Source organism: Sphaerotilus hippei (genome assembly GCF_003201595.1).
Lineage (GTDB): Bacteria > Pseudomonadota > Gammaproteobacteria > Burkholderiales > Burkholderiaceae_C > Sphaerotilus > Sphaerotilus hippei.
Window position 1 is genome coordinate 241,405 of the sequence record NZ_QJJS01000001.1, and the last position, 15,806, is coordinate 257,210.

Annotated in this window: 13 protein-coding genes and 1 pseudogene; 8 read left to right on the top strand and 6 right to left on the bottom strand. The window is 71.6% G+C overall.

Annotated features, from left to right (window positions below; genetic code table 11):
• Positions 1–9: 9 nt before the first annotated feature.
• The 3 genes from C7444_RS01175 to C7444_RS01190 all read right to left on the bottom strand — a co-directional run bounded on the left by C7444_RS01175 (position 10) and on the right by C7444_RS01190 (position 3,027).
• A complete protein-coding gene (locus C7444_RS01175) occupies positions 10–846 on the bottom strand; it encodes a DNA/RNA non-specific endonuclease (protein ID WP_211317456.1) in 837 nt (278 codons plus the stop codon).
• A 132-nt stretch (positions 847–978) separates the two neighbouring features.
• Positions 979–2,061 (bottom strand): 3-deoxy-7-phosphoheptulonate synthase, encoded by a 1,083-nt coding sequence (locus C7444_RS01185; RefSeq protein WP_110398983.1) that lies wholly within the window; start codon positions 2,059–2,061, stop codon positions 979–981.
• Positions 2,062–2,094: 33 nt separating this feature from the next.
• Positions 2,095–3,027 (bottom strand): LysR substrate-binding domain-containing protein, encoded by a 933-nt coding sequence (locus tag C7444_RS01190; RefSeq protein ID WP_110398984.1) that lies wholly within the window; start codon positions 3,025–3,027, stop codon positions 2,095–2,097.
• A 364-nt stretch (positions 3,028–3,391) separates the two neighbouring features.
• Here C7444_RS01190 and C7444_RS01195 point away from each other — a divergent pair, with 364 nt between their 5' ends.
• The 8 genes from C7444_RS01195 (at position 3,392) to C7444_RS01230 (ending at position 13,464) form a co-directional block, all read left to right on the top strand.
• Positions 3,392–5,497 carry a bifunctional rhamnulose-1-phosphate aldolase/short-chain dehydrogenase gene (locus tag C7444_RS01195; RefSeq protein WP_110398985.1) on the top strand — a complete coding sequence of 702 codons (2,106 nt, stop codon included), beginning with the start codon at positions 3,392–3,394 and terminating at the stop codon, positions 5,495–5,497.
• 29 nt (positions 5,498–5,526) lie between these two features.
• Entirely contained in the window at positions 5,527–6,819 is a 1,293-nt protein-coding gene (gene rhaI, locus C7444_RS01200; protein WP_110398986.1) for an L-rhamnose catabolism isomerase, read from the top strand.
• Positions 6,820–6,943: 124 nt separating this feature from the next.
• A complete protein-coding gene (gene rhaS / locus C7444_RS01205; RefSeq protein ID WP_110398987.1) occupies positions 6,944–7,936 on the top strand; it encodes a rhamnose ABC transporter substrate-binding protein in 993 nt (330 codons plus the stop codon).
• Positions 7,937–8,021: 85 nt separating this feature from the next.
• Positions 8,022–9,611, top strand: a complete 1,590-nt coding sequence (locus C7444_RS01210) for a sugar ABC transporter ATP-binding protein (RefSeq protein WP_110398988.1) — start codon at positions 8,022–8,024, stop codon at positions 9,609–9,611.
• Positions 9,608–10,669, top strand: a complete 1,062-nt coding sequence (locus C7444_RS01215; RefSeq protein WP_110398989.1) for an ABC transporter permease — start codon at positions 9,608–9,610, stop codon at positions 10,667–10,669. The genes C7444_RS01210 and C7444_RS01215 overlap by 4 nt, the downstream gene beginning before the upstream one ends.
• On the top strand, positions 10,666–11,634 hold the full coding sequence (locus C7444_RS01220) for an ABC transporter permease (protein WP_110398990.1): 969 nt from the start codon (positions 10,666–10,668) through the stop codon (positions 11,632–11,634). The genes C7444_RS01215 and C7444_RS01220 overlap by 4 nt, the downstream gene beginning before the upstream one ends.
• A gap of 17 nt (positions 11,635–11,651) precedes the next feature.
• Positions 11,652–12,008 (top strand): L-rhamnose mutarotase, encoded by a 357-nt coding sequence (locus tag C7444_RS01225; protein ID WP_110398991.1) that lies wholly within the window; start codon positions 11,652–11,654, stop codon positions 12,006–12,008.
• A 19-nt stretch (positions 12,009–12,027) separates the two neighbouring features.
• A complete protein-coding gene (locus C7444_RS01230; RefSeq protein WP_110398992.1) occupies positions 12,028–13,464 on the top strand; it encodes an FGGY-family carbohydrate kinase in 1,437 nt (478 codons plus the stop codon).
• Positions 13,465–13,474: 10 nt separating this feature from the next.
• On the opposite strand, the gene C7444_RS01235 is transcribed toward C7444_RS01230, so the two are convergent.
• From C7444_RS01235 to C7444_RS01245, 3 genes and pseudogenes are all read right to left on the bottom strand, one after another.
• The gene (locus C7444_RS01235; RefSeq protein ID WP_110398993.1) at positions 13,475–13,840 is read right to left on the bottom strand and encodes a 6-pyruvoyl trahydropterin synthase family protein; all 366 of its coding nucleotides are present in this window, start codon (positions 13,838–13,840) and stop codon (positions 13,475–13,477) included.
• Positions 13,841–13,859: 19 nt separating this feature from the next.
• Positions 13,860–14,496, bottom strand: a pseudogene (queE, locus tag C7444_RS01240) (7-carboxy-7-deazaguanine synthase).
• Positions 14,497–14,556: 60 nt separating this feature from the next.
• Positions 14,557–15,753 carry an MFS transporter gene (locus tag C7444_RS01245; protein WP_110398994.1) on the bottom strand — a complete coding sequence of 399 codons (1,197 nt, stop codon included), beginning with the start codon at positions 15,751–15,753 and terminating at the stop codon, positions 14,557–14,559.
• Positions 15,754–15,806 lie beyond the last annotated feature (53 nt).

The window sequence follows — 15,806 nt, forward strand, 5'->3', positions numbered from 1 at the left end:
GCCGCGCCGTCAGCCCAGCCCGCAGCCGGCAGGCAGCGCCCAGGTGCTGGCCGGCTTCGACTGGCGCACCGCCAGCGGCAGCGTGCCCAGCCCGACCCGGTCCGCCCCCACCTGCTGCTCCAGCGCCTCGATGCTGACGAGGTAGCTGTCCAGCGTGTTGAGCATCGGCCGGTTCGGGATGAACCAGGCGATCGCCCGGGTCGCCCCGCTCGTGTCGGTGGTGACGATCACCTTCCAGAACCAGTCCGGCGTGCGGATGCCGTGGCTGCTGACGAAATGGTCGTTGCTGATGTCGTCGTAGACCACGCCGCCGACCACCTGCACCGGCGCGAGGTCACGGTGGCACTCGGCCACGTTCTCCGCGTCCAGCCAGATGCCCTGGTTGAAGGTGGAGACCTGAGGCACGATGTTGCTCATGTGGTTGGCCCGCGCGATCAGCGCCGCGCTGGCGTCCATGTGGTTGGACGTCACCAGGTGGCCGCGGTCCCAGCCCGGCATCACGCTGGCGTAGCTCGAGGTGCTGGTCTGCTGCGCGCAGCCGGCGGGCAGGTCCGGGTCGAGCGTGAAGGCCGACGGCCGGGCGGCACTGCCGGTGTCCACGTCCAGCGTGTACTCGTAGCGCATCGCCGTGTGCGCGCTGCAGTCGTACTGCAGCGTGAAGCCGCCATGGTCCAGCGTGATCAGCGTGCTGCTGCTGGCGCCGGTTCCCGTTCCGGTGCTCGTGCCCGTGGTGCCCGTGGTGCCGGTGGGGGTCTCTGCGGTGCCGGTGTCCGATGAGCCGCCTCCGCAGGAGGTCAGCAGGATCAGCAGCGTGGCGCAGCAGGCGGCCGGTACGGAACGTTTCAAGACGATGTCTCCCCGATGGATGAGCGTGAATGCGGACGCGATTCAAGCACGCCCGACCGGGGCGGGGGCGGCACCACCGGCCGGGCCGCCGTGACGGGGATCACGGCGGGGACCGGCGGGCCGCGCGGGGCCTCAGGCGCGGGCGCGGCGCGTGCGGACGGCCCGGGCCAGGCCGTCGAGCACCGGCCGCGTCTGCGCCAGGCTGATGCAGGCGTCGGTCACCGACACGCCGTGGCGCAGCGGCTGGCCGGGCACGATGTCCTGGCGGCCTTCGTCGAGGTGGCTCTCGATCATCACGCCGGTGATGCGCTGCTCGCCCCCGGCGATCTGGCGGGCCAGGTCCTCGGCCACCTCGATCTGGCGGCGGTGCTGCTTGCTGCTGTTGGCATGCGACAGGTCGACCATCACCTGCTCGCGCAGGCCCGCGTTGCGCAGCATCGTGCAGGCGGCCTCGACGTCGGCGGCCCCGTAGTTGGGCTGCTTGCCCCCGCGCAGGATGACGTGGCAGTCGTCGTTGCCGCGGGTCTCGAAGATCGCGGCCTGGCCCATCTTGGTCATGCCCATGAAGGAGTGGCTGGCTTGCGCGGCCTGGATGGCGTCGCTGGCGACCTTGACGCCGCCGTCCGTGCCGTTCTTGAAGCCCACCGGGCAGGACAGGCCGGAGGCCAGCTGGCGGTGGCTCTGGCTCTCGGTGGTGCGCGCGCCGATCGCGCCCCAGCTGACCAGGTCGGCGATGAACTGCGGGCTGAGCAGGTCGAGGAACTCGGTGCCCACCGGCAGGCCCAGGCCGACCACGTCGAGCAGCAGCCGGCGCGCCAGCTCCAGGCCCTCGTTGATGGCGAAGCTGCCGTCGAGGTGCGGGTCGTTGATGTAGCCCTTCCAGCCCACCGTCGTGCGCGGCTTCTCGAAGTAGACCCGCATCACCACCAGCAGCTCGCCGGACAGGCGCAGGGCCTCGGCATGCAGCTGGCGCGCATAGTCCATCGCCTGGTCGTGGTCGTGGATGGAGCAGGGGCCGACGACGACGATCAGCCGGTCGTCCTGGCCGTGCAGCACGCGGGAGATCGCGGCCCGGCTGGATTCGACCAGCGCCTGCGCCTCGTTCGAGGCGGGCAGCCATTCCTGCAGCAGCGCGGGCGTGATCAGCGGACGCACCGCACGGATGCGGGTGTCGTCGATGCGGGTGGTGTCGTGGGTGCGGTGGTCTTGGGTCATGGTGGCGTGGCAAGTGCGGCTCGGGCGTGCAGATTAACGCGGTGGCGCGGCCGTCTCGCAGCGCGTCAGCGCCGCGCCTTCGCTGAGCACGTAGTCGCGGAACAGCGCGGTCACGCCGGCGGGCAGGGTGTCGCGGCGGTGCAGCACGCACCAGTCGATCGACTTGGGCATGTCCACCACGTCCAGCACCGTCAGCGCGCCGGTGCGCAGCTCGAGCTGGAAGGCGTGGGCCGACAGGAAGCTGATGCCCATGCCGGCCATCACCGCCTGCTTGACCGTCTCGTTGCCGTCGAGCTCGATGCTCACGTGCACCTGCAGCGCATGCGACTGCAGCAGGTGCTCGAGGAACTGGCGGGTGGCCGAGCCGGCTTCGCGAAAGATGAAGGGCTCGTCGCGCAGCGCCTCCCACGGGATCGCGCGCTGGCCGGCCAGCGGGTGGTCGGGCGGCGCGACGATGCAGTGTGGATGGCGGGCGAAGGACACCGCCTCGACCTCGGCGTCCGAGGGCGGATAACCGGCGATGGCCAGGTCGAGCTTGTGTTCGCCCAGCAGCGCCAGGACCTGCTCGCGGCGGTGCACGCTGAGCTTGAGCCGCACCTGCGGGTGGCGGCGCCGGAAGGCGGTCATCAGCAGCGGGGCGAAGTAGTGCGCGGTCGACACCACGCCCAGGTGCAGCTGGCCGCGGGTGCTGCCGTGCAGCGTGGACAGCGCGTCCTCGGCCGTGCGCACCTGCGCCAGGATGGCCCGCGCGTGGCGCAGCAGCTCCCGCCCGGCGTCGGTGAGCGCCAGCGAGCGGCCCTGGCGCTCGAACAGGCTCAGCCCCAGCTCCTGCTCGAGCTGCTGCATCTGCATCGACACGGCCGGGCGGCTCAGGTCGAGCTGCTCGGCGGTGCGGGTGTAGCTGCAGCAGGAGGCGGCTACCTCGAAGATCTGCAGCTGTCGGAGCGTGCCGGTGGTTCTGAACATGGGGTGATGGATGGGGATCGGACGGTGTCGGGAGGCTGACGGGCCGGGCGCCGGCTGTCATCCGGGCAGTCCCCGCCGGCCGGCCGGCGCCGGGGCCACGACCGTCGCCGCGCGGGCCCGTGCGACCTCGGGACTTTCCTGGGGGTGCTCACCGTCGGGTCGTGCCACGGGCTGACGTGCGGCGGGTCGCCGCCGGCCGGGCCCCGGGCGCGGCCGTCCGGCGGGCGCTCATGTGCAGCAATGGTAAGAGAAGCTGACGCAAGGTGTCAGAAAACGTCAATCGATCTGCCGGGGACGCTTGCCTACAGTGCGTCCCAAGCCCGGAGCCTGCTCTTCCTCCCCGAACCCCTTGCCGTCGAGTGCCATGACCCAGCCCACCACCGCCCCGTTTCCCGTCTGGAACGCCGCCCACGCGGCCACGCTGGACGATGCCCATCAGCTGCTCTACCGCTCGAACCTGCTCGGTTCGGACCTGCGCATCACCAACTACGGCGGGGGCAACACCTCGGCCAAGATCCGCCAGACCGATCCGCTGACGGGCGAGCCGGTCGAGGTGCTGTGGGTCAAGGGCTCGGGCGGTGACGTCGGCTCGATGAAGCTCGATGGTTTCTCCACCCTCTACATGGACAAGCTGCGCGCGCTGAAGGGCCTGTACCGCGGCCTGGCCCACGAGGACGAGATGGTCGGCTACCTGCCGCACTGCACCTTCAACCTCAACGCCCGCGCCGCCTCGATCGACACGCCGCTGCACTCCTCGCTGCCGTATGCGCATGTGGACCACATGCACCCGGACGCGGTGATCGCGATCGCGGCGATGGCCAACTCCGAGGCGCTGACGCGCCAGATCTTCGAGGGCACGGTCGGCTGGCTGCCCTGGATGCGCCCGGGCTACGAGCTGGGCCGGCGCCTGGCCGAGTACGACGCGGCCCACCCCGGCCTGCGTGGCATCGTGCTGGGCGGCCACGGCCTGTTCAGCTGGGGCGACACGTCCAGGAGCTGCTACGAGAACACGGTCGACCTGATCGAGCGCGCCCAGACCTGGCTGCACCAGGAGCGCCATGCCCGCCAGCTGCCGGTCTTCGGTGGCGTGGCCACGGCCTCGCTGACCGATGCCGAGCGTGACGCCACGCTGGCCCGCGTGCTGCCGGTGCTGCGCGGCCTGTCGGCCGAAGGAGCCCCCAAGCTGCTGCACCTCAACACCTCGGCCGAGGTGATGGCCTTCGTCAACTCGAAGGACCTGGAGCCGCTGGCCGCGCTGGGCACCAGCTGCCCCGACCACTTCCTGCGCACCAAGATCCGCCCGCTGATCGTGCCCGAATCGGTCTACACGCTGCAGGGCGCCGAGCTGAAGGCGCGCCTGAGCGAGCTGCTGGCCGGCTACCGCGCCGACTACGCCGCCTACTACGAGCGCTGTAAGCGAGCGAACAGCCCGGCGCTGCGCGACCCCAACCCGGTCGTGATCCTGCTGCCGCGCATCGGCATGGTCACCATCGCCAAGGACAAGGCCACCGCCCGCATCGCCGGCGAGTTCTACGTCAACGCGATCAACGTGATGCGCGAGGCCAATGCGGTGGACCGCTACGTCGGCCTGCCCGAGCAGGAAGCCTTCGACATCGAGTACTGGCTGCTCGAGGAAGCCAAGCTGCAGCGCATGCCCAAGCCCAGGCCCATGGTCGGCAAGGTGGCGCTGGTCACCGGCGGCGCCGGCGGCATCGGCCAGGCGATCGCCCGGCGCATCCTGGCCGACGGCGGCTGCGTCGTGCTGGCCGACATCGACCAGGAAGCGCTCGACAGCGTCGGCGCCGATCTGGCCAAGGCCCATGGCCGCGACCACGTGCGCGGCGTGCGCTGCGACGTGACGGACGAGGCCAGCGTGATCGCCGCCTTCGACCGCGCGGCCATCGAGTTCGGCGGCGTGGACATCCTGGTCAGCAACGCCGGCATCGCCTCGGCCGCGCCGATCGAGGAGACCTCGCTGGCGCTGTGGAACCGCAACCAGAGCATCCTGGCCACCGGCTACTTCCTGGTCGGCCGCGAGGCCTTCAAGCAGATGAAGGCCCAGGGCACCGGCGGCGCCATCGTCATGATCGCCAGCAAGAACGGCATGGTCGCCAGCAACCAGGCCACCGCCTACTGCGCCGCCAAGGCCGCCGAGATCCAGCTCAGCCGCAGCTTCGCGCTCGAAGGCGCGCCGCTGGGCATCCGCTCCAACGTGGTCAACCCCGACGCGGTGATCCGCGGCTCCAAGATCTGGACCGGCAAGTGGAGCGAGGAGCGCGCCGCCGCCAACAAGGTCGGCGAGGGCGACCTGGAGGCCTTCTACCGCGACCGCAGCATGCTCAAGCGCAGCGTGCTGCCCGAGGACATCGCCGAGGCGACCTACTTCTTCGCCGCCGAGCACCTGAGCGCCAAGAGCACGGGCAACATCCTCAACGTCGACGCCGGCAACCTCGCCGCCTTCACGCGGTGAACGGGCCCACGCCCGACCAAGGACTTCTCATGAGCACCAACCTCATCGACGCGGGCGCCATCGCCGCGCACAACGACACCCTGCTGAGCCAGGTCGGCAGCGACTACGCCCACCTGGGCGAGCAGCTCGGCCGCCGCGGCATCGACATCGAGCGCGTGCGGGCCCGGGTCGCGGCCTTCGGCGTGGCCATCCCCAGCTGGGGCGTGGGCACCGGCGGCACCCGCTTCGCCCGGTTCCCGGGCCAGGGCGAGCCCCGCCACGTGTTCGACAAGCTGCAGGACTGCGCCGTCATCCAGCAGCTCGCCCGCGCCACGCCCACCGTCTCGCTGCACATTCCCTGGGACCGCTGCACCGACTGGAGCGAGCTGCGCCAGACCGCCAGCAGCCACGGCCTGGCCTTCGACGCGATCAACTCCAACACCTTCTCCGACCAGAAGGACCAGGCGCACAGCTACAAGTTCGGCAGCCTCAGCCACACCGACGCGGCCACCCGGGCGCAGGCGGTGGCCCACAACATCGACTGCATCGAGATCGGCCGCGCGCTGGGCAGCAAGGCGCTGACGGTGTGGGTCGGCGACGGCAGCAACTTCCCCGGCCAGCAGCACTTCCGCCGCGCCTTCGACCGCTACCTCGACAGCGCGCAGCAGATCTACGCCGCGCTGCCCGGCGACTGGCGCATGATGCTGGAGCACAAGATCTGCGAACCGGCCTTCTACAGCACGGTGATCCAGGACTGGGGCTCGAGCTTCCTGGCGGCCCAGACCCTGGGACCGAAGGCGCAGTGCCTGGTCGACCTGGGCCACCACGCGCCCAACGTCAACATCGAGCTGATCGTCGCGCGCCTGATCGCCGCGGGCAAGCTGGCGGGTTTCCACTTCAACGACAGCAAGTACGGCGACGACGACCTCGACGCCGGCAGCGTCTCGCCCTATCGCCTGTTCCTGGTGTTCAACGAGCTGGTGGCGGCCGCCCACGAGGGCGTGGCCTTCGATCCGGCCTACATGCTCGACCAGAGCCACAACGTGACCGACCCGATCGAGAGCCTGATGACCAGCGCGGTGCAGGTGCAGCGCAGCTTCGCCCAGGCCCTGCTGGTGGACCGCGCCGCGCTCGATGCGGCCCAGGACGCCAACGACGCGATGACCGCCACCCACCTGCTCAAGGCGGCCTTCCAGACCGATGTCACGCCGCTGCTGCAGCGGGTGCGCCTGGAGGCAGGCGGAGCGATCGATCCGGTCGCCGCCTACCGCGCCAGCGGCTACCGCCAGCGGGTGGCCGTGCAGCGCCCCGCCGTGGCCGGCGGCAGCGGCGGCATCGTCTGAACCTCGCCACCCTGGCGATCCCGCATCCTGCGTGCCGGCCCGCCCGGGCCGGCACCGGAGCCCGAGCCCGCGTGGCCTGACGCCGCGCGAGGCCCACCCTGCAACGAGAAGAGGAGACAACACCATGAACAAGCGCCTGTCCATCCTGACCGCCGCCGTGCTCAGCCTGGCGGCTGCCCAGCCGGTCCTGGCCGCCGACAAGATCGCCCTGGTCGTCAAGAGCCTGGGCATCGGCTTCTTCGACGCCGCCCACCAGGGCGCGCAGGAGGCGGCCAAGGAGCTCAAGGACGTCGAGATCATCTACACCGGCCCGGCCAAGGCCACCGCCGAGGGCCAGATCGAGATCATCAACTCGCTGATCGCGCAGAACGTCAAGGCCATCGTGATCTCGGCCAACGATCCGGATGCGCTGGTGCCGGTGACCAAGAAGGCGATGGCCCGCGGCATCAAGATCATCTCCTTCGACTCGGGCATCCGCAAGGATGGCCGCCTGATGCACCTGGCGCCGTCGTCGAACGTGCTGATCGGCGAGAAGCTGGTGAAGATGGCCGAGCAGGCCGGTGGCCGCAACGCCGAGATCGCCGTGCTGTCGGCGACCGCCCAGGCGACCAACCAGAACACCTGGATCGGCGAGATGAAGAAGGTGCTGGCGCAGCCGGCCTACTCGGGCATGAAGCTGGTCAGCGTGGTCTATGGTGACGACCAGACCGACAAGAGCTACCGCGAGGCCCAGGGTCTGTTCAAGAGCCACCCCAACCTGAAGGTGGTGGTCGCACCGACCACCGTGGGCGTGGCGGCCGCGGGCAAGGCGGTGCAGGACGAGAAGAAGATCGGCCAGGTCTTCGTGACCGGCCTGGGCCTGCCCTCGGAGATGGCCGGCCACGTCAAGAGCGGCGCGGTCAAGTCCTTCGCGATCTGGAACCCGATCGACCTGGGCTACTCGTCCATCCAGGCCGCCTACGCCTTCGTCAAGGGCACGGCCAAGGGCACGCCGGGCGAGAAGATCTCGCTGGGCCGGGTCGGCACGGTGACGCTGGACAAGGACGGTGAAGCGGCGATGGCCGAGCCGTTCACCTACGACGCCAGCAACGTCGAGAAGTTCGCCAAGTTCTTCTGATCGGCTGTCGATCCTGCCGGACCCGGCGGGCGCCCGACGGCGCCGCGGCCGGGGTCCGGTCTCCTGTTTCCTGGGTGCTACCGAGATGAACATGAACGACGCGGGCCTGCCGTCCACCCCGCCGGTGCTGCAGCTGCGTGGCCTGCACAAGCGCTTCGGCGCCACGCATGCGCTGCGCGGGGTCGACCTCGACCTGGTGCCGGGCCAGGTGCTGGCCCTGATCGGCGAGAACGGCGCGGGCAAGTCCACGCTGGTCAAGACGCTGACCGGCATCCACCAGCCCGACGAGGGCGAGATCCTGGTCGACGGCCGGCCGCTGCGGCTGGACCGGGTCGATGCGGCGCGCGAGGCGGGCATCGTCGCCGTGCATCAGGAGACCGTGATGTTCGAGGCGCTGAGCGCGGCCGAGAACATCTTCGTCGGCCGCCAGCCCCTGCGCAGCGGCCTGCCGGGCCGGCTGGGCATGATCGACTGGCCGCGGATGAACCAGGAGGCGCAGCGCGTGCTCGACCAGGTCGGCGCCGGCTTTTCGGCGACCACCCCGGTGCGCCAGCTCAGCTTGGCGCAGCGCCACCTGATCGAGATCGCGCGCGCGCTGTCGCAGCAGGCCCGGGTGGTGATCCTCGACGAGCCCACCGCGGCCTTGTCCCAGCAGGAGATCCGTGATTTCTACGGCCTGGTGCGCGGGCTGCGCGACCAGGGCCTGGCGGTGCTGTTCATCACGCACAAGTTCGACGAGATCTTCGCGGTCTGCGACCGCTACGTGGTGCTGCGCGACGGCGCCTCGGTCGGTGGCGGGGTGATCGCCCAGGCCAGCGAGCCGGCGCTGGTCGCGCTGATGGCCGGGCGCACCATCGAGCAGATCTACCCGCCGGTGCCCGGCGCATCCGGCGAGGTGCTGCTGCAGGTCCAGCACCTGAGCCACCCGACCGAGTTCCGCGACCTGAGCTTCGAGCTGCGGCGCGGCGAGATCCTGGGCTTCTACGGCCTGGTCGGCGCCGGCCGCAGCGAGGCCATGCTGGCGCTGATGGGGCTGAACCCGGCAGCCACCGGCGAGGTCCGCCTCGACGGGCAGCGGCTGGACATCCGCCGCCCGGGCGACGCGATCGCCGCGGGCATCGCCTTCGTGCCCGAGGAGCGCCAGCGCCAGGGCGGCATCCTGGGCTTCTCGGTGCGCCACAACATGAGCCTGGCCGGCCTGGCGCGCTGCGCCCGCGGGCCGTGGCTGTCGCCGCAGCGTGAATCGGTGCTGGCCGCGGGCATGATCGAGCGGCTGCGCATCAAGACCGCCAGCCAGGACACGCCGCTGTCGGGCCTGTCGGGCGGCAACCAGCAGAAGGTGATCATCGCCAAGTGGCTGGGGCTGAACCCGCGCATCGTCATCCTCGACGAGCCGACCAAGGGCATCGACGTCGGTGCCAAGCAGGCGGTCTACCACCTGATCGCCGAGATGGTCGAGCAGGGCCTGTCGGTCATCCTGGTCTCGTCCGAGCTGCCCGAGGTGATGAACCTGGCGCACCGCATCGTCGTGATGCGCCGCGGCGTGGCCGTGGCCGAGTTCGACCGGGCCCAGGCCCAGGCCGAGGCCATCGTCGCGGCGGCCTCCGGCGCGCAGCTGTCGCCGCCGGCCGGGCCGGCCGCCTTCCGTCCTTCCGTCCAGGAGCTTGTGGCATGAGCGCCGTTTCCTTTCCCGCCGCCGCGCCCTGGCGCGAGCGGCTCCTGCAGCGTGAATCGCTGCTGCTGCTGATCATCGTGGCCATCGTGCTGATGGTCGGTGCCCGCGCGCCGGTGTTCCTGACCTGGCGCACGGCCCTCGACGTGGCCAACGACTCGGCCATCCTCGCCATCCTGGTGATGGGCCAGATGCTGGTGCTGCTGACCCGCGGGGTCGACCTGTCGGTGGCCTCGAACCTGGCGCTGACCGGCATGCTGTGCGCGCTGGCCGGTCGCCACTGGCCGGCGCTGGGCGCGCCCGCGCTGATCGCCCTGGCGATGGCCATCGGCGCGGCGCTGGGCGCGCTCAACGGCTGGCTGGTGACCCGTTTCCTGCTGCCCTCCATCGTCGTGACGCTGGGCACGATGTCGGTCTACCGCGGCGCGATCTTCGTGGTCAGCGGCGGGGCCTGGGTCTCGGACCACCAGATCCACCCGGCCATCAAGGCCTTGCCGCGCGAGACCTGGCTGGGCCTGCCGGCGCTGCCCTGGCTGGCGGCGGCGGTGGTGCTGCTGGTGTGGTGGCTGCTGACCTGGCGGCGCGAGGGGCGTGACCTCTACGCCTTCGGCGGCCATCCGAGCGCGGCCGTGGTCGCGGGCATCCCCGGGCCGCGCCGGCTGATGCTGGCCTACACCCTGTCGGGCGTCTGCGCCGGGCTGGCCGGCCTGCTGTGGGTGGGCCGCTACGCGATCGCCTTCACCGAGCTGGCCGCGGGTTTCGAGCTGACCGTGATCGCCGCCTGCGTGATCGGCGGGGTCAGCATCGGCGGGGGCGTGGGCAGTGTCGCGGGCGCGGTGCTGGGCGTGCTGTTCATCGGCGTGATCAACGGCGCGCTGCCGGTCATCCAGGTCTCGCCCTTCTGGCAGCAGGCCATCGCCGGGGCGGTGATCCTGATCTCGGTGGTGCTGAACTCGCGGGCCGGGCGCCAGGCCGGACGCCAGATCCTCGAGGTCGGCGGGCCCGCCGCGCCGACCCCTTCCATCCATTCCCGTCCGGCAGGGCAAGGAGCCGCCGCATGAAAGTCCATGACACCTGGGAGCGGGTCCTGCTGGTCCTGCTGCTGCTGGTCTACCTGGGCTTCGGCCTGGGCGTGGAGGGCTTCCTGAGCCCCTACGCGCTGGCCGACAGCACCTACAACTTCTCCGAGAAGGCGCTGATCGCGCTGGCCATGGCGCTGCTGGTGATCGCCGGCGAGATCGACCTGTCGATCGCCGCGACGATGGCGCTGTGCTCGCTGGCGATGGGCGTGGCGATGAAGCTGGGCGCGAGCCTGCCGGTGATGGTGGCGGTCGCGCTGCTGACCGGGGCGCTGTGCGGTGCGCTCAACGGCTGGCTGGTGACCCGCTGGGCGCTGCCGTCCATCGTCGTCACCATCGGCACGCTGTCGCTGTACCGCGGCATCGCGCTGGTGGCATTGGGCGACCAGGCGATCACCGGTTACCCCGAGGCGCTCAGCGTGCTGGGCAACGGCACGCTGGGCGACCTGATCGGCCTGCCGGGGCTGATCGTGCCCATCGAGTTCGTGATCATGCTGGTGGCCGCGGCGGTCATCGGCCTGGGCCTGCACGCCACGGTGCACGGCCGGCGCCTCTACGCGATCGGCGCCAACCCGGTGGCCTCGCGCTTCTCGGGCATCGAGGTCGACCGCTACCGCCTCGGGCTGTTCGTGCTGGCCGGCGTGATGGCCGCGCTGGCGGCCATCCTGCTGACCGGGCGCATCGGCAGCACCCGGCCCAACCTCGCGCTGGGCTGGGAGCTGGAGGCGGTGACCATCGTCATCCTCGGCGGCGTGGCCATCGAGGGCGGGCGCGGCAGCATCACCGGCACGGTGCTGGCCGCCGTGCTGCTGGGCAGCTTCACCTTCGGGCTGGGCATGCTCAACGTCTCCGGCATCGTGATGTCGATGATCGTCGGCCTGCTGCTGGTGCTGGCGATGGTGCTGCCCCGCCTGCGCCTGAGGCTGCGCCGGCCCCGCCTGGCCTGAACCCGGAGTCCGCCGCCATGACACGTTCCTTTTCCCCGTCGCCGTCCCCGGGCCGGCCGGCCGAGCAGATCGCCTTCTGCATGTTCCTGCGCCCGGGCCTGGCCCAGGAATACCGCCGCCGCCACGACCTGATCTGGCCCGAGCTGGTCCGCCTGCTCGGCGACAGCGGCGTGCGCGACTACAGCATCCACCTCGACGAGAGCACCCACATGCTGTTCGCGGTGCTGCGCCGCACGCCCGACCACCGCATGGACCGGCTGCCCGAGCACCCGGTGATGCAGCGCTGGTGGGCCCACATGGCCGACCTGATGCTCACCAACGAGGACCGTTCGCCCGTGGTGCGTGCGCTCGTGCCGATGTTCCACCTCGACTGACGGCCCCGACCGCTGCGACATGTCCCTGCCTGTCCACCATTGCGCCGTCCTCGATGTCGGCAAGACCCGCGTCAAGCTGCTGGTGATGAACGGCGCCGGCGAGGTGCTGCACCAGTGCGATCGCCCCAACGCGCCCGTGCCGTCGTCGCTGGGCTATCCCGCGCTGGACGTCGCGGGCATCGAGGCCTGGCTGCTCGAGCGGCTGGCGGGCCTGGGCGCGCTGCGCTCGCGCATCCGCCACCTGATCGTGTCGACCCACGGCGCGGCCTTTGCCGCGCTGCAGGACGACACGCTGCTGCTGCCCGTGCCCGACTACGAGAGCGAGGTCTACGAGTGCACGCCGCTGGCGCCCTGGGCCGACGAGATCGATCCCTTCGAGCAGACCTGCTCGCCGCTGCTGCCGGCCGGGCTGAACGCCGCCCGCCAGTGGCACTGGCTCGAGCAGGCGCACCCGGCGCTGTGGCAGCGGGTCGACACGCTGCTGCCTTATCCGCAGTACTGGGCCTGGCGCCTGACGGGCGAGCGCTGCGCCGAGCTGTCCTCGCTGGGCTGCCACACCCAGCTGTGGCAGCCCGGGGCGGCGACCTGGTCGGCGCTGGCGCAGCGGCGCGGCTGGGCGCGGCGCATGCCGCCGCTGCGGCGGGCCTGGGACGTGCTGGCGCCGCTGCGCAGCGACCTGGCGAGCCGGCTGGGCCTGCCTAGCGACTGCGCGGTGCACGTCGGCGTGCACGACAGCAACGCCTGCCTGGCGGCCTACCTGCGCTCGATGCCCCGCATGACGCTGGTCTCCACCGGCACCTGGATCGTCATCATGGCCCCCGGCGGCAGCACCGCCTCGCTCGATGCCGGGCGCGACATGCTGGCCAACGTCTCGGTGCGCGGCGAGACCGTGCCCACCGCGCGCTTCATGGGCGGGCGCGAGCTCAAGCTGCTGCTGGCCGGCGCCGATCCGGCCGCCGCCGACGAGGACACGCTGGCGGCGCTGCTGCGCCGCGACGTGATGGCGCTGCCGGCCTTCGTGCACCAGGGCGGTCCGTTCGGCGAGCGGCCCGGCGAGGTGCGCGAGGCGGGTCGCCGCATCGACGCCGTGAGCACCCTCGACGCGGCCGAGCGTGCCACGCTGGGCGCGCTCTACTGCGCGCAGGTCACGGCCTGGCTGATCGAGCACCTGCGCGCGCCCGCGCCGGTGGTGGTCGACGGCCCGTTCGCCGGCAACCCGGTCTATGTGCGTGCGCTGGCGGCGCTGCTCGATGGCGCCGAGCTCAGCGTCAGCGCCGATCCGCTCGAGGGCACGGCGCGTGGCAGCTGGCTGCTGTCGCGCTGGACGGCGCTGCAGGCGCCCGCGCCGCGCCTGCAGCCGGTCGCCCCCAGTGCCGCGGGGGCGGCGCTGCGGGCCTATCACGCCCGCTGGCTGACCCTGCTGCCCGACGAGGCCCTGAGCGTGGCCGCGGCGTGAGCCGGCGGCTTCAGCGGGTCAGGCGGCAGGCGTCGCCGCTGGCTTCGCGGCGCACCTCGATGGCCGCCAGCGTCGTGCCGTAGATCGCCTCGAAGGCACGCCAGAGGTAGGTGCAGAGGTTCTCCAGCGTGGCCGGACCGATGCCGTCGACCTCGTCGAGGAAACGGTGGTCCAGGCGTTCGCGCACGGTCTCGATCTCGCGGCGCAGGTGACCGAGGTCGACCACCATGCCCGACTCGGGGTCAGGCGTGGCCGACAGCGTGACCTCGGCCAGGTAGGTGTGGCCGTGGATGCGCCGGCTCGGCTCGGCGTCGACCTGGCGGCGCAGCGTGTGGGCGGCTTCGAAGAAGAAACGTTGGCTCAGGGCGTACTTCATGGTCGTTCTCCGGCGGGGCTCAGCGGATGCCCATCACCTTGTGGGTCTGCACGCTCAGGCGCCAGCGTGGATCACGCAGGCACAGCTCGATCGCCAGGCGCTGGTGCTCGCGGGCGAGCAGGTCGTCCATCGGCTGCAGGAAATGGTGCTCGAAGGGCAGGGCGGCGAGCGCCTCGAGGTCCTGCCCGGCCTGCGGCACGACCACCTTCAGCTCGTGGCCGCTGGTCTGCACGAGCGTGCTGCCGGCCTTGGGGCTGACGCAGATCCAGTCCAGCCCGGGTGGCGCGGCGATCGTGCCGTTGGTCTCGACCGCCAGCGTGAAGCCGCGCGCGTGCAGCGCGTCGATCAGCGCGCCGTCGACCTGCAGCAGCGGCTCGCCGCCGGTCAGCACGACCAGTCCGGGCCGCGTGCCCGCCGGCCACTGCGAGGCCACGGCATCGGCCAGCGTGTCGGCTCGTTCGTACTTGCCGCCCAGCGTGCCGTCGGTGCCGACGAAGTCGGTGTCGCAGAAGCGGCAGACCGCGCCGGCGCGGTCGGCTTCGCGGCCGCTCCAGAGGTTGCAGCCGGCAAAGCGGCAGAACACCGCCGGCCGGCCGGCCGGCGTTGGCGCCTTCGCCTTGCAGGGTGTAGAAGATTTCCTTGATGGCGTAGGTCATCGCGGGCACGTGTGGCGGAAAACCCGCCAGTATGACGGCGAAATGGTCGATCGTGCCGGATCAGACCCTTCTGGCCCCGAGGGCGAGCAGTCCGGCCGCCACGACGATGAGCGCCATCGCGACCGTCAGCGAGGTGGCGTGGGCGATGCCGCCGATCAGCGGCGGGCCGACCAGGAAGCCCGAATAGCCGATCGACGAGACCGAGGCGATCGCCGCGGCGCGGCTGGTGCCGGGCACGCGGGTGGCGGCGTTGTAGAGGATGGGCACGACCAGCGCCAGGCCGGCGCCGACGCAGACGTAGCCGGGCAGCGCCAGCTCAGGCTGGCCGCTCAGCAGCACCACCGCCATCGCCACGCCGGCCAGCAGCGCGCCGCGGCGCAGCAGCAGTCGCTCGGCAAAACGTGCCCGCAGCGCGTCCCCGCCGAAGCGGGCCGCGGCCATCGCCGCCGAGAAGGCCGCGTAACCCAGCGCGGCCCGGTCCTGCGGCATGCCGACCTCCTGCTTCAGGTAGAGCACGCTCCAGTCGTACATCACCCCTTCGGCCGTCATGCCGGCGAAGATCAGCAGGCCGATGACCAGCAGCGGACCTCGGGGCCAGGCGAAGTGGGCCTGATCCTGCCCGCCTTCCTCGTGGTGGGCGTGCGCGGGCAGCATGCCGCGCGAGGCGAGCAGGCTCACCACCGCCATCAGCAGCGGGATCAGCAGCAGCTGCTGCGGCGCAGTCACGCCGGCGCGCAGCAGCGCGGCGCCGAGCGCCGCGCCGGCCATGCCGCCGAGGCTGAACATGCCGTGCAGCTGGCCCATCACGGCCCGTCCGCCCAGGCTCTCCAGGGCCGTGCCTTCGGCGTTGATCGCGACGTCGAACTGGCTCATCGCCGCGCCGAACACCACCATCGCCGGCAGCAGCAGCGCCATGCCGGGCCACTGCAGCACCAGCGCGAGCATGCCGCACAGGATCAGCATCGCCAGCGCCGTCGTGCGCTGCACGCCCAGCCGCGCGATCACCCGGCCGGCGAACAGCAGCGACAGCAGCGCGCCCACGGCCGCGGCCAGCAGCACCACCGCCAGCGTGCCTTCACCCAGGCCGTACTGCGCCTTCACCGACGGGATGTGCACCCCCCAGGCGCCGCCGATGATGCCCAGCGCGCCGAACTGCACCCGGGTGGCGCGGCGGGCGCGTGACAGCGTGCCGTCCGGCAGCGGCAAGGTCGCGGGGGCGGTGGCAGGCAGGGGGGGGGTGGCGGCGTGGGCGCTCATGGGCGGGTGTGGTGCGGGGGCGTGGGTCGGGACATGACAGAAATCCGGCCGCC